The following is an 18,818-nucleotide window of genomic DNA, read 5'->3' on the forward strand; positions in this document are numbered from 1 at the left end:
ACCCAGCCAGTTAAATCTCGACCCCATGAACACAGCCTTGTTCGTCACACGCTCTGGAACTACGAACTGTCGGACGGTTCGCAACAGCGCTTCACATCATTGATCCGTCTTCGAAAAAAACATCGTCGCCACTGCCGCCGATTGCACGATGCGTTGGGAGCCAAGCACGCAACCAATGAGCGGTGGCTTGTCACTCTCAAGTCTTCCTTCGCCCGACGCGCAGATCGGAACAGCACCCCGCCCTCCCCGTTTGCGGGCGTCCCTTTCACTGAAAAATCGCACGCCATCTGCCGCGTCCCAATGATCACGATACGCTCAAACCGGTGCTGTAGGCTGATGACATGCCCAACCCAGCCTGTGCATGTTGGGGTGCAAACGGCATAATTGTGTTTGCGGCAAACCGCGTCCCAATCCTGATCTTCGATGTCCTGACTGCGACCAGTTTGCGTATTAGCCGGTGATAAATTCAAGGGTTCAGAATTTTTTCCCAGATGACAGCCAGATCCTAATGCACGGCAAGGGCAGCAAAGAGGAAGCTGTGTACGGTCCACACAAGAAACGACAGGATGAGTTCCCGCACGACAGTCACATACGATACGGAGACGGCGGCCTCTCATCGGCGTTTTTCTGACCACAAACGGCCGTCGGTTTCGCTTGGCGACTATTCCAAAATGATTGCGTGCACGACGCAATTGCACCGGTTTCGGCACCTTGCCGCGACACACCTGAATTCTACGATGTAAGAGCCTCAAGGATTGCCCGCGATTGCCGGCACTCAGCAAGACCCGGACGCGTGACGAAATAGATTGGCGCGGTGTCGCCGCTTAGACAAACTTTTTGCTCTACCAAGTTCCCATGCCGGGTTGCCTCAGCCAAAATCAACGCATCAACTTCGTTACTCCAAATGAGTTCAACATCACGGGTCGCCCGTATCTCTCGAACATACGGCTTCAATTCGTTCGTATGCCGAGGCCATCCTTTCGGGAGTTTGTCGACGACGACCGGGTCGAGACCGATGCTGAGTTTACGCCCGTTGAGCGCGGGTGCGATCGCTTCTGTTGCATCCGTAAGCACATCGAAGGCGCGCGAAATCTCGGGGAGGTAAGCGGTGCCCTCCTGCGTTAACAACAACCCTTGAGGCAGGCGTCGGAACAGCGCGATGCCAAGCGACATCTCCAACCGCTTGACCTGTTGGCTGACGGCCCCAGCTGTCACGCCAAGCTCTGCGGCAGCCGCTTTGAAACTCAGATGCCGCGCCGCAGCCTCAAACGCTTTGAGCCCATTCAGAGACGGAAATCGATAAGTCATCAGCCCTCCTGACGTATGTCTTAGCATGGGCATCTCGTGGAAGAGACTGAGATTTTCTGAGTCTCGCGCTCAATTTCTCTCGTTTGCATGATGCTGAGGCGTCGGTCCAAATCCTCTCGAACGACAAGCCGAGGACCATATGACAATACGATACAATCCCCCAAGCGGATGGCCACAACTTGGTCGTCCCTTTCACCATGGCGTGGTCGAACCGAAAGGCCATGTGCTGCACATGACAGGGCAAGTTGCCTGGGATAAAAACGCCAATGTGATTGGCAAAGGCGATTGCGAAGCGCAAGCGCGCCAATGCTTTGACAATGTGGAGCGTATCCTGAACGCAGTGGGCGGGCGCTTGGAGGACATCGTTTCCTTGACCGTCTTCTACCTCGATCCGGCAGACATGCCTGCAATCCAGAAGGTCAGGGCGGAACGTTTGCAATTGGAACATGGCCCAGTCAGCATTCTAATTCAGGCCGCAGGCCTGATTACACCGGACCTTCTGGTGGAGGTCGCGCCGATCGCTGTGATCTCCGACCATCGCTTTCACGAACCAAAGTCCTGAGGATCGTTCGACATGAACAAACATGAGGGCTTCAAAGCCATCCGCAGCTTGGACTACGTGATCCTGCTTTGTGATGATCTCGCAGGCATGAAAGCATTTTACGAGCGGTTGTTCTCGTTTCAAATTGAGGAAGACTTCCCAGAGCGGATGACCTTCTTTCGAGTTGGGACTTTGTTTCTGGGGTTGCGACGGCGCGGCCGCGCCTATGACGGACCAAATGTGCCTTTGGCATCCGCATCGATACAGATCAGCTTTCGCGTGCCGCCTGCGGATGTCGATTTGGCTTATGACAGGCTTGTCGAACTTGGTCAGGAGGTTATCGAACCGCCGACAAACCAAGACTGGACCCACAGGACGTTGTTCTTCCGGGATCCGGAAAACAACATCATCGAAGTGTTTGCCGACATTCATCCGCGCGAGACGCTGGCCGAACCGTCCGGAGCACATTTAATGGTCGACTGACGCGTCTTTGGTCGCAGAGTCCGTGCGTTCATTTCCACAAATAGAAACGGGTCTGATCAGAGGCAGAGTTAAAGGATGCGATCGACCTCTTCGCCTGTAAATCCAAACTGCTTCATCATGCGTCGATGCTCAGTTCTACCGATGGATGTAGCAAAGACATGATCGGTCCTGTCTTTGCGTTCGGTCGCCGCGCGGTCATAGTGAGGTGCCTCTAGATCTGTAGATGCGTTTGCCCTTAACTTTGAGGCGAGGACGCCGACATGGGGACAAGCAATTGCATCGACGGGTTGAAGCGGGACGCGGTCACGGTTCGGGAGGTTTCAAAGCGTTTGGGCGTGAGCACGTAGTCTTGGTACAAGTGGATGAAGCTGTTCGGGGATGCCGCGCCAAAGAATCCGAGCGTTGACCACGAGGCCGAGAACCGACGCTTGAAGCGGGAGCTGGCGCGCGTGACCGAGGAGTTCGATATTCGAAACAAGGCAAGGGACGATGCCAGGCGCGATGTGTTCGACTGCATCGGGATGTTCTACAATCCAATAGGCAAACACACCAACAACGGCTTGCAGTCGCCCGTTGCCTTCGAAATCAGACAGCTCAATCTGAACATGGCAGGTGTCTAGGAAACTACGGACACCTCAAATCGCCACGGATGGAAACACTCGATGTCTGCTAGCTCACGGTGCGGAATGAAGTTGGCTATCGTTGCTGCCGCACCCAAATCCGCTTCGGCGCCGGTATCGTTCAGGGCCGTTGAAAATTGCGGCGTGCGTCATCTACCGCTGCGCGCATGGTGCAGTTTTCGCTATGGTCGTTGATCAATCCCATTGCCTGCATGAACGCAAAAATTGTCGTCGGTCCAAGAAACTTCCAACCCCTCCTCTTCAGTTCGCGCGCCAATGCAATGGAAGTCGTGCTGGTGGATTGTGTTTGTGGTGGACCAAGTTCAGCCAGCTTAGGTTCGAACCTCCAGAAAAAGGCTGCAAGCGATCCGTCTTCATCAATCATTTCCAGTGCGCGCGCCGCGTTGTTGACGACAGCGGCGATTTTTCCCCGATGGCGCACGATGTTTTCGTCATTCAACAGCCGGTCCATGTCCGTTGCATCGTAGCGAGCGGCTTTGTGAAAATCGAAGCCATCGAAAGCTGCGCGAAACCCGTCGCGTTTGTTGAGGATGGTTCGCCAACTCAGCCCAGATTGGAAGGCTTCTAGGCACAGTTTTTCAAACAGACGGACGTCATTTGAGACAGGGAACCCCCACTCTTGATCATGGTATTCAAGAAACTCTGGTGCTGACCCAGCCCATTTGCATCTGGTTTGTCCGTCTGGCCCGATGTAGCCGTTCATGGTGTAGCATCCGACAAAAAGGACAGTCGGGGATCGGCGCGGGCAGGCGCGACCTCTTGGATATGAGGCGTTGCAATCCCTTCGGTCACAAACGGGTCTGCGGCGACGCGTTTTTCAATCGAAGTGATGTCATTGGCATGTGCCAAGATGGCCCCACCGCCTTGAGGCTTGAGGCCACCGACAAGAACGAAAACCCCGTCGTCGAAGCCTTGCGCGATCCAAGCGTTGTGGGCGGCGATAAAGTCGGGCGCTTTCGATTTCTGATCCGTGAGTGTCAGTGTGATGATGTACATGTCATGCCTTTTGGTTTTCTTGTGCATTCTGGTCAGCCACAGCGTCGAGCCATGCCAACATTTGCTCGACCTCGCGCTCAAGGAACGGCTCGTCCGGGTAGGCATTGGCCAATGTGGCCGCCCCCTGACTGCGTGCCAGAATGTGCATCGCGAGCGCGTCAGCATCATGCGACCGCCCTATGTCCTCGAAACGACGGCGTAGCCAAGCGCGAAACAGATCAAAAAGTTCCCGTGCGCCGGACCCACTTGGATGGTCCAGTTTCGCCAGTTCCGAGAACAAAGTGCCGATCGGACATCCAAACGATCTGATCTTGTTGTTGTTCATCAACAAGATTCCGATGAAGTTTGCGACACATTGCTTGGGCGTCTGGCCGTCATCTACCCAAACGTCGAGCATGTCGTGGCGATCTTTGATCCGACGTTCGATGACCGCGTCGAGGATCTGGTCCTTTGTTTTGAAATGGTAATAAAAGTTTCCACGCGAAATGCCGACCGCTTCGGCGACATCCGCAAACGACGTTGCTTCGAAACCACGCTCATAAAACAGCCTGTCAGCTGAAGTGACGATTTTCTCGCGTGTTGCGGATGCTGGCATTTTTTCGTCCTTCTGAAGTTGGCGATCCTAAGCCGCTGACAACAAATCAGCGCTCGCAAAGGGATAGTCGTTATAACCGACTTCACCCCCAAGGTAGAACGTTGACTTATCGATGGTGTTCAAAGGCAACCCATCGCGGAACCGCCGGACAAGGTCAGGATTTGCAAGAAACGGCGCGCCGAACGCAACGAGATCGGCATGGCCCACTTGAATCGCAGTCTCAGCGCGGTCTTTGCTATAGCCATTGTTCGCAATATAGGTTCCTGGGAAAAGGGCTCGCAACCTGTGGTAGTCCACAGACCTTGGCGATCCTGCTATATGCCCACCGGTATCCATGCTGGCTTCGGTGACATGCAGATACCCTAAGGCACGGTCGGCTATGGCTGCGACAATCTTCTCAAAGTTCACTTGCGGGTCAGAGTCGCTCATGTCGTTAAAACTGTTCTCAGGCGACAGTTTCAAACCGACACGTTCTGCCGGAAAAACCGTGAGGACGGCATCAAGGATTTCCTGAAGAAATCGCACCCTCTTCTCGACGTTCCCACCATAGCCGTCCGTGCGCCTGTTCGTTCCATCACGAAGAAATTGGTCGATTAGATATCCGTTTGCCCCGTGGACTTCCACACCATCGAAACCTGCGTCTTGTGCATTCTTTGCAGCGTGGCGGAACTGGTCGACCACATCCGCAATCTCCGACGTTTCAAGTTGCCGCGGCGTTTCGAATTCCTTGTAACCACTGGCTGTGAATGCAAACCCATCAGGATGAACTGCGGAAGGGGCAACGGGCAGTGCTCCCCCGTCCTGATGTGTGGGGTGTGAAATGCGGCCACAGTGCTGAAGCTGCACAAACATACGTCCACCTCGGGAGCGAACAGAATTCATGACCCGCAACCAACCTGCGGTCTGCTGCGGGGTAAAGATACCTGGCGTATTTGGGTAGCCGACGGCTTGTTGAGACACCGGCGCAGATTCAGAAATGATGAGCCCGGCAGTTGACCGGTGTCCGTAATGTTCAACCATCAGCTGGCTAGGAATACCACCCTCCATGGCCCTGCTCCGAGACATTGGCGCCATGACCATTCGGTTTGGAAGCACAAGGCTTCCCAATGAAGTCGGGGAGAAGAGGTCATTTGTCATGTGAGTGTCCGATTTGCGATTCTAGGTCATTTGTCCTAAGTTCAGTTTTTGGGACAAATGACCTAAGATGTCAACTCGGGTTTTTTAACAAGCAACGACTGTTCAAGAGTTTGCGCGCACCCAAAGGAGCCGTTTTAGCCTTCATCATCGGGGACGAGGCCAAAAGGTCCACGGACCCCAGCAGCTATCGTTGGACGAAATCATACTTTGCTGAACCCAAGGATCAGCAAAACTTGGTACAAAGCGTGGCAGCAACGGTAAGGGCAACCTTTGCACGGTCACTCATCGCCTGGCTGCATAAGGCTTCTGCACAACTAGATTGCCTAGGTCTTCGTTGAACTTCGTTATGTCGTTGTCCGCGTTTAGGGTCAGGACCGTCGAAGTGTTATGAAAAACGGCCATGTCAAAAGCTCGATGCCTTCGAGTTGTGGCAATATTTTCATGATGAAGCTTCGTTTCCGATCTCCACGCAAGATGATCGAAGAACTGGGCGTGCGCCCATCGGGTCGACGAAGTCTTGCAGGATTGGGAGCAGTGTGGGCTTATTGAAGTTGTTAACCACGATGGACCTCGCGCGCTTGGTTTCACGGCCCATGGGTGTCAGCACTTTCATTTTTGGAGAAAAGGCATGTGTCTTGGAGTGTTTGGTCACACTGGGCCCTTTCCCAAGGCAAGTTGCGTCCACATAGACAAAGCGACCGCAGCCACAAACGCCTGCCGGTGCACCGTCTCGCATACGGTGGCTCGGGAACTGTGCAGACCCAGTTGAAGCGTTATTTTTCGAGAACATTCCTCGCATGAGCTGTTGTCGGTTTCCCGCCCAAAAGCAGCATGAAAAGCGAAACAATACCTGCCATACCAACAAGCGCGAAGCTGACCTGCCCGTCTCCGGAAATCGCCATCATTCCAAGTGGAGCGCCGATTGCCGACCCAAGGCCAATGCTCACATTCAGAACCGAGAAATAGCTGCCCGTGGATTTGCCATCTGCAAATCTGGAGGTCGTGACATCTGCGGCCGTCGTTACGAATGTTTCCGCTATGGAGAACAGACTGATCAATAAAACAAGGAACGCAGCGCCTGCCCAAGGACCAAGAAACCAAGTAGCGACAGCCCCAAGTCCGCAGCCAACAGCAGAAAGGGCCAAAGCGCTCAGCCTCTTTGCCAAATACGCATAAAGCGGCACCGCACAGAATCCCACAAAACCATTCAAAAAGATAACGGTTCCAGCCATCGCGTCGCTGTCCGTTGCTCTTGCCATCAGAACGGGCAAGGCACCAAACAATTGGGCGAACAATGCCCAAAACGGAACCAGCGCAAGGCACATCCAAAGAAACTGCCGGTCCTTCAGCACTCGCATGATGTTGGCTGTAACCGTGCCCTCTGACGCACACCGATACTCGGTGTGGTGGTTCAGTACGCATGTAAGCGACAGCGAGACGAAAACCACAGCTGGTATAATAAAGGCCAGTTGGAACGATACCATCACCGCGGCGAACCCAATTACTGGTCCAACCATGCATCCGACATTGAGCGCCTGCACATTGGCCATCAGCAAGTGTTCTCTGTATTTGGCAGGCTGCGCGGCCATCACCCCGTAAATACCAGTTTCATATGCGGCCACACCAAGACCAAGGAATATAGCCACGCCGATTGCGCCAGAGGTGTTGCTGATCAAGGGAACCAACAAAAGGCAGGCGCCCCGCACTGCCAAACCTGTACAAACCATCCTCCAAAGGCCGACGCGGTCCGCCAACGGACCCAGCAGCAAAGGTGAAATCCGCCCAACACCCAGATAGGTGCCGATTGCTACGCCCGCACCCGCCAACCCAATGTCAGGGATCGTCGAAAGCCCGAGGGCAAGGAACGGCAAGGCAATAAACTGACAGGTGTTCATGACCGCCTGAAGAAGGATCAGTCGCCGAAGCGTAAAGGGCAACCGGTCCCGGTCATGCTCGTGTTCTGGAAGTGAGGATACGATGGACATAGCCGCACCCTAAACCACATCTTGCATGTCCAAAACGGAACTTTTATCATCACACCGTTGCCAAACCCGACACACCATATGGGGGCTGACATGGCTAGTCATCTGTCACAGGTCTTAAAGCAAGACGCGATGCGCGTCGTCGTGGCACTGGCCGAGTTCGGGTCCGTGCGCCGATCCGCCGAGGCGTTGAACATGACACCATCCGCCGTCAGCAAGTACGTGAAACGCATTGAGCGGAGCACTGGCCGGGTGCTCTTTGATCGCAATTATGACGGGATGCGCCCGAATGACGAAGGGTTGGCCTTTGTTGCCTATGCCGAACGTTTCCTTGCCCTTGCGCAAGAAGTGGGTCACCGGTTTGGGCGGGATTTAACCACCGGAACCGTGCGTTTAGGCATCACCGATGATGTCGGTCTGGCCTGCATTCCGGACGTGTTGCGAACCTGCAAAATAGCGCATCCTCATGTCTCGATCGAACTGGTAGTCGACTTTACCAGCGATCTCATCAAAGCCGCCGATGCCCGGCTTGTTGATCTCGCAATCCTGTCCGATGGCAGCCCACAGTTCCCCTCTTCAGCAATGCCGCTTGCGTCCGAGAGGCTGGTCTGGGCGAAGAAACCGGGATTGGTTGTTGACGGTTCTGCCGTGCCACTGGTTCTTGCGAAAGAAGGCTGCAACTGGCGTGCCCGCGCTCTGGACGCATTGGCGGCAGCGGGATTAAAGCATCAGGTCGCCTGTACCAGCCCTTCGACTGCGGGACAGATATCAGGAGTTCAGTTTGGCTTGGGCATCGCGCCGATCCCTGAGTCTGTTGTCAAAGACGTACCTGGGATCAGCATTGACGAAACGCAATTGCCAAATCTCGCAGAATCCCAGCTTGCACTTTATCAAACGGCACCAGACGGGCCCGTCGTCAACAGTGTCCGCGACGCGATTACCGGAATTTTTGACTGCGAAACCTCAATCGAACTATCGGCCTAAAGAGATCGCGAGAGTGGTCAAAACTGTGTCTGACCCCCTGTCCATGGGCCACTGGAATGGCGTTTTCTAGTAATGTTTCTGGCACTGGCGGATGCATTTCGCCCGACTGAGGGGGGCGTCCGACAGATCCAGTCCGCCGTACTTCGCTTTCCACTTGTAGAACGTGGCCGGGCTAGTCCCATGCGGGCGGCACACATCGGCCGTTGCTACGCGGCTCTGCTGGCTCGTCAGGATCGAGATGGTCTGTTTTTCGCTTAGTCGGTATCCCTTCATTCAGTCCGTCTCCTTCGTTGGGACAGACGCTACCTAAATCTGGCAGAGGAAACAGGTCTCCGGTGAACCCGACTGTTGTGTATTCGCAGCAGCTAACTGGTCCGGGTCAGCCGAGATCAGCTCACTGTGAACTTGGACCCGAACGGCAGGCTTGCGGCACCCATGGCCTTCGGAGACAGCTGAAGTTCTCCTTTTTTTACCTCAATGTTTCCGTTTGCTTGCTTTAGTGCATCAACAATCTCATCGCAGATTTCGGTCGGTGCATAGGACGACACGATGACTGTGCTAACGGGTAGGAATTGGGATGCAGCGCTTAGCGACGCGTTGAGTGATTCAACGCAATCTTGCAACCATAACACTTTGTGTACGCCGAAGTCTGGCCACTTCGCACCTCGATCCCAGAGCAGATCATTCTGCTGGCCTGAGACCAACAGCCTTTGCTCAAGATCGATCAAGCCAGCAGGCTTGCTGATATTCGCACGGCTTTGGAAAATCTGGTGGTTCAGAACAAGCCGATGATGCAATCGTGCACCGATGTAAAAGAACAGATAGTCATCGAGTGACTTCGCTGCGCCGAACATGCTTTCTCCCGCAGCGGCGGCTGTGATGTCGTTTTGCACATAGACTTCAATGCCTAGCGCTGTCTCAATCTCTTGGCCAAGTGTCTCAAATTGCTCAGCTATGCCGGTTGGTCCAAGCGCCAGTTCTTCCTGATCCTCAGGCATGGCGATGCCAATCCCTGCCATGCGGCCCTCTTGCTTGTCTGGAAGGGCATCCAAAGCTTCCTTTACTGTGGCCACAAGCTTGGAGTGGTTGGACGGGGTAGTGTCGCTTGGAAGCGGCAGTGTAGTATGGAACTTCACCTGACCTACAAAGTCGATCATCACCACGTCTGTATGGCGATGACCAAGGCTGATGCCAACGGAGTAGGCCCCTTCCGGGTTCAGCGACAAGGGGATGGTGGGTGGACCCATCCGGCCCTTCACGGCCGCGCCCTTTGCAACCAAACCTTCTTGCTCCAGCGAACGGATAATGACCGATACAGTCTGCGCCGACAGGCCGGTGCGGTTGCCGATTTCCATCCGCGACAAGCCTTTGTTTTGCAGCAGTAACGACAATACCAGCCGTTCATTGTAACTGCGAATGCTGACTGCGTTCATACCGCTGGATCGATCCGCAATACGTATGGGGTTGGGTGGGGCAAAGCGCATGTCTGGCATCAGGTTGCCCATCCAATGTTGAGCACTTCTTTGGCAATGGATTTCCCAAGGTTTCGATGCGCGTCGAGGCTCATATGAAAACCGTCTGCCGGGTCGGACGTGATAACCGTTCCGGCATCAAAGAAATGTACTTCCAGAGAGTCTGCGATCACCTCGAATTCATGTGCAAGCTGATGGCTCTTGGGTTGTGCTCCAGAGAATATTCCTTCCCATTCGCCAATATCGTCCAGCATTGGCGGCGGCGCGACAACAAGGATTTCGGGGCATTGCCCTTCCGGGCCAGGATTTAACTCGCGGATATCGTGTACCAGGCAGCCAATGCCCATCGCGACTTCGGTCGCGGGTTGATTGAACCGCGCTTTGAGGTCATTCGTTCCAAGCATTAAAATCACCAAATCAAGTGGCGCGTGGCTCATCAAGCAGGGGCGCAGATATTGTCTGCCGCTTTTGATGTCCCCTTCGATCGGGTCTTTATGTACCGTTGTACGCCCGCTTAACCCCTCTTCGACGATGTACCAATCGGGTTCAAGCTCATTTCTGAGTATCCCGGGCCAACGCTCATTGGGGCCAAATCTGTCAAGTGGGGTACCGCCGGGAACTTGACCGTGGGTATTCGAGTCACCAAAGCATAGTACTGTTTTCATGTCATTTTTTCGCGCCGCGAAACCGGAACACCGCCCAATCTTCCACTTATTCAATTGACGTGAACATGTCAGCGATCAAGCGTCAGTTCAATCGGAATACTTATTCATTCAACATGAATAAGTATTGACACGCTGATCCGAACATTGTTTGAAACGAGCTCAGGAGAAGACTCACAACGACGTGCTGATCGCCATCGCGGACAACAACTGCGTCGGCTTCAGGTGACAGAATCCGCGTTGAAATTGTGAGCAATTCAAGGGGAGGAGACCCAAATGACCGCTACTCGAATGGTAACAGCAACCCTGTTTGCCGCATTCCTTGGCTCGACCGCACTGGCGCAGGACGTGACCCTGATGGATGGAGTTGAGCCACGCGCCGAAGGCAACAGCGTCGTCGCAGGGGGCTCGTTTCAGAATGACGCGCCCTGGACAATCGCGATGAGCCATTTCGGTGTAAACGCGAACACATGGACGGTGCAGACCGCACACGAAGCGCAGGGCGTCGCTGACGCAGATGCCCGCATCGAAAATTTCGTCATGCTTGACGCCAATTTCGATCAGGCCAAACAGGTCGCAGATATCGAAGATTTGATCGCACAGGACCCCGATGTTCTGATCGTAATGCCGGTTACACCCACTTCTGCAGATGCGGGCATTCAAAAGGCGATCGACTCCGGCATTCCCGTTATTGTTCACACGGGCCGCACAGAAAACCAGAATTTTACAGTTGAAATTCAGGGAGGCGCAGAGAATTTTGGCCGCGTAATGGGCGACTTCCTCGTCGCGCAACTTAACGGAGAGGGCAAGATCTGGGTGCTCCGGGGGTTGCCATCGCACCCTGAGGACATCAACCGTTACAATGGATTGATGCAGTCGCTTGACGGCACCAACATCGAGATCACTCAAGAGGATTATGGCAGCTGGGTCTATGATCTTGGCAAAAACCTCTGCGAAACCTTTTACCTCAACGATCCTGACGTCGATGCGATTTGGTCGTCCGGTGCTGACATGACGCGCGCCTGTGTCGACGTACTGTCTGAATTTGGTGCTGATATCCCACCGATCACTGGAGAGGGTAACAACGGCTTCTTCGGCCAATGGCTCAATATGGGCTATCCGTCGATCGCTGCTGAATACAGCCCATCCCAAGCCGCCGCCGGTGTACGCGCCGCTGTCGCGCTTCTGGAGGGTGAAGCGTTGCACAAGCACTATGTCTACGAGCCAGAAGGTTGGGACGCTGACAAGGTCGCGGAGTACTACCGCGAAGACCTGTCCGCCAATGTTTGGTGGCCGACTGAATTGCCGGAAGAGACTTTGCAAAAACTCTACGGCAACTGACACCCTCCCTGTCAGTTCTGCTCTCGCGGAACAAAAACCGCGAGAGCACTTTTCAATCGAAGTGATCGGATATCATGCTGCCAGCTGTCACCTTCAAAGGTGTGACCAAGCACTTTGGTCCCACTCTCGCCGTCAATGACATTTCGTTCGAAATTCGCCCTGGCCGAGTGCACGCCCTCATGGGTGAGAACGGCGCGGGAAAATCGACGCTGATGAAAATTCTTGCAGGCGTGCATCAACCGGACGCGGGCAAGATTGCCATTGCTGGGCGCCAAGTCTGTTTTGCCAACCCCAGTCAAGCACTTGCCGCAGGAGTTTCGACAGTCTTTCAAGAGTTATCGCTGCTGCCAAACCTATCGATCACAGAGAATATGTTTCTCGGCAAAGAGATCATGGGACGTTTTGGTTCCCCGCACCGTGCCGAAATGGCACAGCGAACCAAAGAAGCGTTATCCGAACTTGGTATGTCCCTTGATCCGAATACGCTGGTTTCTGAATTGAGCATCGCGCAGCGGCAATTCGTTGAAATCGCCCATGGAATCAAAGCAGACGCACAGGTGTTCATCCTTGATGAACCTACGGCCGCTTTGAATGCGGCGGACGTTCAAGTGCTCAATGCAAGGATCGAAAAGCTCAAGGCAAAGGGTAAGGCGATCGTCTACATTTCGCACCGCATGGATGAAATCTTTGCGATTTGTGACGATGTGACGATCATGAAGGACGGTGCCCACGTGGCCACGCAATCCCTCAGCGACCTGACACCGGAACGGCTCATTACGCTTATGGTGGGGCGCGAATTGAACGATCTGTTCCCGGATCGAGCCCGTGACCTCGGCCCGGTAAGGCTATCGTGTCAGGATCTACGCCTGACCCCAGAAGCGAGCCCCCTCTCCTTTGATCTGCATTCAGGCGAAATCCTCGGGCTGGCTGGCTTGGAAGGTCAGGGCCAGAGCGAGATCGTCCGATCCATGATCGGACAATATGCGGCCAATTCAGGTAAAGTGCGTATTGGCAGTCAAACTGTGCTGCTGCCGGTGACCGCCTCAGCCGGAGTGCGGAACATGCAGCAGCTCAGCCTTGGTTTCGTGCCCGAAGACCGCAAAGAAGAGGGCCTGTTGCTGGGGGCTGCCATCCGCGAAAACATCGGCATCGGACTTCAATCAGCGCGACCAGGCTTCAAACCCCTCGCAAAAGTTGCCGATGTTACCCGCCGGATCATGGCAGATCTGAATATCAAAGCAGGAAGTTCCACTACCCCGGTTGGAACGCTGTCCGGCGGAAATCAGCAAAAAGTGCTACTGGGCCGCTATCTCGCCTCGGATATGGACATTCTGATCATCGAAGAGCCAACGCGCGGCGTGGACATCGGCGCAAAAGTTGAAATTTATCGCCTGCTGCGTGAACTGGCACAGCGCGGGATGGCGATCCTCGTTCTGTCACGCGAAACGGTAGAGCTCATCGGCCTTTGTGACAGGCTGCTCGTCGTGCACGACCGCAAAATTGTGAGCGAGTTGGCGGGCGCAGAGGCATCCGAACATAACATTCTCAATGCGGCACTGACCTCATGACAAAAACAGGCAAGACATCCATGCATCGCCGCAAAATCAACCGTTTCTTTGGAAAAAACTCTCGGCAGGGGAACTGGTGGGCCGCCCTGCTCATCATCATTGCAACAATTCTGTTGCTGTTGGTCAAATCGGATGATTTCGCAACGCCACAGAATGCGTCCAACCTGCTTGCGCAGGCGATGCCGCTCATCATAGTCGCAATCGGTCAGATGATCGTGATCATTCTCGCAGGAATGGACCTATCGGTCGGTTCTGTGATGAGTTTGACCACAGCCATACTCGCACTGGACGGATCACCCTACGCGTTGATCCCGCTTGTTTTTCTGGCTGCGATTTGTGTCGGCCTGGTCAACGGGGTCGCAATTGTCAAACTAAACGTACATCCGATTATCGCGACGCTTTCCACTCAGTTTATCGTTCTTGGGATTGCGCAGCTCTTGCGCCCTGTCGCCGGCGGATCTGTTCCAGATTTTGTGGTCACGATAGTGACCGGATCAGTCCTTGGCGTTCCGGCGCCGGTCTTTTGGGGGATCGTCATTGTGGGCCTCGGTTGGAAGATCGTGCACGGTTCTCGCTTTGGCTTGCATCTCTTTGCCATCGGCGGCGGTAACGCCTCCGGGCAATTGGACACAGCACACAATTTTGGTCTGAAAGACGAACGCAACATTGTTCTCGCCTACGTCATAAGCGCCGGTTTCGCGGCATTGGCCGGGCTCTTCATCGCAGGTCGGATCGCTTCGGGTGACCCGAGTGTCGGGTCACAGTTCGCACTCGATTCAATCACGGCCGTTGCCATCGGTGGCACACAGCTTTCGGGCGGCGTGGGTGGCCTGCACGGAACCATTATTGGCGCGATCCTGATGTCACTTTTGGCAAACGGCATGAACCTCGCGAACCTATCGGCCTTCCTCCAAGGGGCCATAAAAGGCGTCATACTCTTGCTGGTTGTCGGCCTTCAGTCCCGGAAAAAGATGGGGCTGTGACCATGACAAATGTTTTACGATCCGCCGCTCGAATACCGCCAGCATACATCGTGTTCGTCATTTTGCTGGCAACGCTCTGGCTGACGAAACCACAATTGATGAACGCCAACGTGATGGGCATTTTTGTGCGTCAGGTGGCCCCTTTGGGCATTCTGGTATTGGGTCAGTTGCTGGTGATGCGAGTGCGTTCGATTGACTTGTCAGGTGCCGGTGTTCTGCTCTTGGTCAACTACATGATTGCGTCAGGTCTGCTGGGCGATCTCCCACTCCCGCTGATCTTGCTTGTGTCACTTGGCATTGGCTGCCTTGTGGGTCTCTTCAACGGATATCTTGTGGCCAAACGGCGTGTATCCGCAGTGATCGCAACGCTTGCGGTCACGGTGATCATCGGGGGTTTTGTGCAGTTTGTGGCAAGCGGCAAACCCCCGGGCAACATGCCGGAACTGATGAACGACATTTACAAGATGAAATGGGGGCCTGTGCCATTGCCCGTTGTGCTTTGGGTTGCACTGACAGCTGTTATGGCCGTGTTTCTGTCCCGATTTGTCTATGGTCAGTTTGTAATGGCCGTGGGTGAAAACCCAACTGCGTCGCACTTCAGCGGTGTACCCGTTGAACGAACCGTATTGATGGCTCACGTCATCGCCGGTCTTTTTGCAGGAATTGCAGCAATCGTTCAATCTGCGGCGGTTGCAGTCGGCAGCCTCAGGCTTGGCCTCGAAATGCCAATAGACGCGGTTGCTGCGACAATCCTCGGTGGCGTGATTTTCGGTCGCGGTGACGGAGGTGTCTGGGGCCCATTCTTTGGCGTGATGTGTTTCGCACTCCTGTTCGTTTCCATGACCAGTTTTGGCGTACCGGAACCCGGCAAACAAATTGCACGCGGGCTGATCATCCTGCTCGCTGCAATTTTCTACGGCCTGAACACCCGCAAAACTTGAACAACTCTAGAAGAGGAAAAAGTCTATGTCAGACAGACGCATTATGTGTTTCGGCGATTCCCTGACGTGGGGCTGGATCCCGGTAGAAGAAGGTTTGCCCACCACGAGATATCCGGCTGATGTACGCTGGACCGGCGTGATGCGGGCCAAGCTGGGAGACGGGTACACGATCATCGAAGAAGGCCTCAGTGCGCGTACAACGATGCTGAATGATCCGACGGACCCACGCCTTGATGGAAGCGCCTATCTGCCGTCGGCATTGGCAAGCCATTTGCCGCTGGATCTGGTGATCATCATGCTGGGCACCAATGACACAAAGGCATATTTCCACCGAACGCCGTTTGAGATTGCGGCTGGCGTCTCAAAACTCGTTGGTCAGGTGCTTGGGTCTGCGGGCGGGGTCGGGACGACATACCCTGCGCCAGAAGTGCTGATTGTCTCCCCGCCACCCCTGACACCGATGCCACATGCCTATTTCCAGTCATTGTTCGGCGGTGCGCATGAGAAATCGGCAGAGTTGGGAAAGCTGTATTCAGACTTGGCTGACTTCATGAAAGTGCATTTCCTGAACGCAGGTGATCACATTACGACCGATGGTGTTGATGGCATCCACTTTACGCCAGAAAACAACCGCGTTCTTGGCGAGTCTCTTGCATTGAAGGTTGCTGATATTCTGACAGTCAAGGTGGCGGCCTGACCAAATCGCCGAAGCGATCTGGCATTCGCTTTGCATCAGGCAAGATGCGCTTGCGCTGCCTCATACGCTTAAACCTAGGTACTTCCGCTGGCCAGTTGACTGGAGAATACCGTGTCGCAGACTGACGATATCTTTGATGTTTTTGTCATCGGAGGGGGCATCAACGGTGCTGGCATTTTCCGTGATGCGGCGGGACGTGGCTATCGCGTTGGCTTGGCAGAAATGAATGACCTTGCGTCGGCGACGTCATCGGCATCCACAAAGTTGTTCCATGGCGGGCTGCGGTACCTTGAGTATTTCGAGTTTGGATTGGTGCGCAAAGCCTTAGCAGAACGCGAAGTGCTGCTGGAGGCGATGCCGCATATCTCTTGGCCGATGCGCTTTGTCCTGCCGGTCCATTCGGACATGCGGTTCGAGAGCAATACGCCCACTTCTCGTCTCCTTGTCCGTGCCATGCCGTGGCTGCAAGGCCGTCGGCCGCGCTGGCTGATCCGCTTGGGGCTCTTTCTTTATGACCAATTAGGTCGACGAAATCTGTTGCCTGCAACATCCTCGCTGGATCTTCGAACAGCTGTTGAAGGCGCGCCTCTAAATGACCAATACGAATTTGCATACGAGTATTCTGATTGTTGGGTGGAAGACAGTAGGCTGACCCTTTTGAATGTGCGCGACGCGGCAGACAAAGGCGGAACCGTTTTCGTGCGCACCAAGGTCATATCTGTAGCCGCAAAGGATGGAATCTGGGAGATTAAGCTCCGGGACATCCAAGGCGGCACGCAGCTTTGCCGAGCCAAGATAATCGTCAACGCCGGCGGTCCCTGGGTCGAGGATGTTGCGCAAAATGTGATGCGTTTGAATGCAAGTGGCGGCATCAGGCTCGTACGGGGCAGTCATATTGTGACCCGAAAGCTTTTTGATCATGACAAAAGTTACTTTCTTCAGGGAACAGATGGTCGGATCATGTTCGCCATCCCGTATGAAGAAGACTTTACTCTTATCGGCACGACAGACTGCGAGCACGCAAATCCAAACGTTAGACCGACATGCAGCACCGCTGAAATCGACTATTTGATCGATTTCGTGAACCGATACTTCCGGAAAACGGTAACGCCAGCAGACATTGTCTGGACATATTCCGGCGTCAGACCACAGTACGACGATGGCGCAGGCTCTGCCACGGCTGCCACACGCGACTACGTCATGAAACTTGACGTAAATGGCAACGCCCCTGCCCTACATGTCTTTGGGGGCAAAATTACAACCTACCGGACATTGGCTGAAGAGGCGCTGATCAAGATCGACAAGGCGCTTGACCGGCACACACGGCCTTGGACTGCCGCAGCCTGCCTGCCTGGAGGGGACTTCGCAGTTTCCAAGAGAGAAGAGTGGATTGAAAAACTGCGTGCGAGGCTGCCGTTCCTCGATGATTTCACAATCCGCAGACTGTTCCGTCAATATGGCACCCATTGCTGGGCGATCTTTGAGGATATCAAGACCAAAGAGCAGATGGGTATACCGTTCGGACACGGCGTTTTTGCGTGCGAAGTTGATTGGGCTGTAGCGAATGAGTGGGTACGATGCGCCGAGGATTTTCTTTGGCGGCGATCGAAGATGGGCCTGAGGTTCACGCCGTGCGAGGCTACTGCTCTTGATACCCACATTGTTGATGTCACAAAAAAGCAGCGAATGATGGATTCAGGCACATACCAAAGATAGGCCGACCAAAAATGACAGCCTGTTTTGCCGCAATTAAACAAGGCAGACATCATCGCGAGCGATCCTGTTTGATGCAAACCAGCGAGAAACAACCGTTCTCTGAGATCGTAAGCTTGACCTGTCGCGCTCTGACGCCGGCGCAGCTGTCCAATGTTGCGCGTCGGCTTGCTGACTCAACAGTCGGGACGCAGTGATTTCTAACCGACCGCGTGTTTCACGGTTCAAAAAAACTGAGCGACCGTGTCTGATCTTTTTCGGCTGAAGGACGGGACATTAGCGCGTCTAAGGGTCAGGACTCATAGCCAGTAAATAACGAGTGCAGCAAAGGCGATTGCGGATAGGAAAACCTTCAGGCACCTGTCGTATCGGGTCGCCACACGCCGCCAGTCTTTCAACCTCCCAAACAGGATCTCGATCCGGTTGCGATGTTTGTAGCGGCGCTTGTCGTATTTTAGTGTTGTCTTGCGTTGCTTTCGACCTGGTATGCAGGGCGTATCTCTTTGTCTTGCAACGCTTCTCTGAACCATTTGGCGTCATATCCACGGGTACCGAGCAGCCAATCCACCTTTGGCAGGCTGCTGACCGACGCCCGTGCACCGATGCGGTCAACTGACCTGACCAGCCGTCACGAACGGGTTCAGCTAGCGTCCCTGGCTGTCGCGAACGGCGTGCAGTTTGGTATTCATGCCGCCCTTGGTCAGGCCAATCAGGCGTCAACGCCCCCCTTTTTCGACGTCCCAACTGGTCGCCGTGTGATGTGCCTTCAGATAG

Annotated in this window: 16 protein-coding genes and 5 pseudogenes; 11 read left to right on the forward strand and 10 right to left on the reverse strand. The window is 54.4% G+C overall.

Annotated elements, in window-relative coordinates; all coding sequences use genetic code 11:
- Positions 1-1,119 precede the first annotated feature (1,119 nt).
- Positions 1,120-1,308: pseudogene (locus Q1A85_RS13700) on the reverse strand (LysR family transcriptional regulator); the annotation flags it as partial.
- Between the two features lie 139 nt (positions 1,309-1,447).
- Here Q1A85_RS13700 and Q1A85_RS13705 point away from each other — a divergent pair.
- From Q1A85_RS13705 to Q1A85_RS13720, 4 genes and pseudogenes are all read left to right on the forward strand, one after another.
- Entirely contained in the window at positions 1,448-1,870 is a 423-nt protein-coding gene (locus Q1A85_RS13705; RefSeq protein WP_299690128.1) for a RidA family protein, read from the forward strand.
- A 57-nt stretch (positions 1,871-1,927) separates the two neighbouring features.
- Positions 1,928-2,332 (forward strand): VOC family protein, encoded by a 405-nt coding sequence (locus Q1A85_RS13710; RefSeq protein ID WP_299690245.1) that lies wholly within the window; start codon positions 1,928-1,930, stop codon positions 2,330-2,332.
- Between the two features lie 260 nt (positions 2,333-2,592).
- Positions 2,593-2,814, forward strand: a pseudogene (locus Q1A85_RS13715) (transposase); the annotation flags it as partial.
- Positions 2,815-2,952, forward strand: a pseudogene (locus Q1A85_RS13720) (IS3 family transposase); the annotation flags it as partial.
- A gap of 121 nt (positions 2,953-3,073) precedes the next feature.
- Here the strand turns inward: Q1A85_RS13720 and Q1A85_RS13725 are convergent.
- The 5 genes from Q1A85_RS13725 to Q1A85_RS13745 all read right to left on the reverse strand — a co-directional run bounded on the left by Q1A85_RS13725 (position 3,074) and on the right by Q1A85_RS13745 (position 7,686).
- Positions 3,074-3,676: a DNA-3-methyladenine glycosylase I gene (locus tag Q1A85_RS13725; protein ID WP_299690131.1), complete on the reverse strand. Its 603-nt coding sequence runs from the start codon at positions 3,674-3,676 to the stop codon at positions 3,074-3,076.
- Positions 3,673-3,969 carry a YciI family protein gene (locus Q1A85_RS13730; protein ID WP_299690134.1) on the reverse strand — a complete coding sequence of 99 codons (297 nt, stop codon included), beginning with the start codon at positions 3,967-3,969 and terminating at the stop codon, positions 3,673-3,675. Before Q1A85_RS13730 ends, Q1A85_RS13725 begins: the two co-directional genes overlap by 4 nt.
- Position 3,970: 1 nt before the next feature.
- Positions 3,971-4,564 (reverse strand): TetR/AcrR family transcriptional regulator, encoded by a 594-nt coding sequence (locus Q1A85_RS13735; RefSeq protein ID WP_299690137.1) that lies wholly within the window; start codon positions 4,562-4,564, stop codon positions 3,971-3,973.
- 27 nt (positions 4,565-4,591) lie between these two features.
- On the reverse strand, positions 4,592-5,701 hold the full coding sequence (locus Q1A85_RS13740) for an alkene reductase (protein ID WP_299690140.1): 1,110 nt from the start codon (positions 5,699-5,701) through the stop codon (positions 4,592-4,594).
- Between the two features lie 773 nt (positions 5,702-6,474).
- Positions 6,475-7,686 (reverse strand): MFS transporter, encoded by a 1,212-nt coding sequence (locus Q1A85_RS13745; RefSeq protein WP_299690143.1) that lies wholly within the window; start codon positions 7,684-7,686, stop codon positions 6,475-6,477.
- Between the two features lie 90 nt (positions 7,687-7,776).
- Between Q1A85_RS13745 and Q1A85_RS13750 the strand changes: the two genes are divergently transcribed.
- Complete coding sequence (locus Q1A85_RS13750) at positions 7,777-8,667, forward strand: LysR family transcriptional regulator (protein WP_299690147.1); 891 nt, start codon at positions 7,777-7,779, stop codon at positions 8,665-8,667.
- Between the two features lie 114 nt (positions 8,668-8,781).
- On the opposite strand, the pseudogene Q1A85_RS13755 reads toward Q1A85_RS13750, so the two are convergent.
- The 3 genes and pseudogenes from Q1A85_RS13755 to Q1A85_RS13765 form a co-directional block, all read right to left on the reverse strand.
- Positions 8,782-8,940: pseudogene (locus tag Q1A85_RS13755) on the reverse strand (transposase); the annotation flags it as partial.
- 116 nt (positions 8,941-9,056) lie between these two features.
- A complete protein-coding gene (locus tag Q1A85_RS13760) occupies positions 9,057-10,172 on the reverse strand; it encodes an ROK family transcriptional regulator (RefSeq protein ID WP_299690150.1) in 1,116 nt (371 codons plus the stop codon).
- Positions 10,160-10,804 carry an SGNH/GDSL hydrolase family protein gene (locus Q1A85_RS13765; protein WP_299690153.1) on the reverse strand — a complete coding sequence of 215 codons (645 nt, stop codon included), beginning with the start codon at positions 10,802-10,804 and terminating at the stop codon, positions 10,160-10,162. Before Q1A85_RS13765 ends, Q1A85_RS13760 begins: the two co-directional genes overlap by 13 nt.
- 354 nt (positions 10,805-11,158) lie before the next feature.
- Here Q1A85_RS13765 and Q1A85_RS13770 point away from each other — a divergent pair, with 354 nt between their 5' ends.
- From Q1A85_RS13770 to glpD, 6 genes are all read left to right on the forward strand, one after another.
- Positions 11,159-12,142 (forward strand): substrate-binding domain-containing protein, encoded by a 984-nt coding sequence (locus tag Q1A85_RS13770; RefSeq protein ID WP_299690248.1) that lies wholly within the window; start codon positions 11,159-11,161, stop codon positions 12,140-12,142.
- Positions 12,143-12,216: 74 nt separating this feature from the next.
- Entirely contained in the window at positions 12,217-13,710 is a 1,494-nt protein-coding gene (locus tag Q1A85_RS13775) for a sugar ABC transporter ATP-binding protein (RefSeq protein WP_299690156.1), read from the forward strand.
- A complete protein-coding gene (locus Q1A85_RS13780; RefSeq protein WP_299690158.1) occupies positions 13,707-14,693 on the forward strand; it encodes an ABC transporter permease in 987 nt (328 codons plus the stop codon). Before Q1A85_RS13775 ends, Q1A85_RS13780 begins: the two co-directional genes overlap by 4 nt.
- A gap of 50 nt (positions 14,694-14,743) precedes the next feature.
- A complete protein-coding gene (locus Q1A85_RS13785; RefSeq protein ID WP_299690160.1) occupies positions 14,744-15,634 on the forward strand; it encodes an ABC transporter permease in 891 nt (296 codons plus the stop codon).
- Between the two features lie 25 nt (positions 15,635-15,659).
- Positions 15,660-16,331, forward strand: a complete 672-nt coding sequence (locus tag Q1A85_RS13790; RefSeq protein WP_299690162.1) for an SGNH/GDSL hydrolase family protein — start codon at positions 15,660-15,662, stop codon at positions 16,329-16,331.
- Between the two features lie 111 nt (positions 16,332-16,442).
- On the forward strand, positions 16,443-18,047 hold the full coding sequence (gene glpD / locus Q1A85_RS13795) for a glycerol-3-phosphate dehydrogenase (protein WP_299690165.1): 1,605 nt from the start codon (positions 16,443-16,445) through the stop codon (positions 18,045-18,047).
- A 296-nt stretch (positions 18,048-18,343) separates the two neighbouring features.
- Here the strand turns inward: glpD and Q1A85_RS13800 are convergent.
- A pseudogene (locus Q1A85_RS13800) lies at positions 18,344-18,818 on the reverse strand (IS5 family transposase); the annotation flags it as partial.

Origin of the sequence: uncultured Tateyamaria sp., from assembly GCF_947503385.1 — a bacterium.
In the GTDB taxonomy this organism is placed as follows: domain Bacteria; phylum Pseudomonadota; class Alphaproteobacteria; order Rhodobacterales; family Rhodobacteraceae; genus Tateyamaria.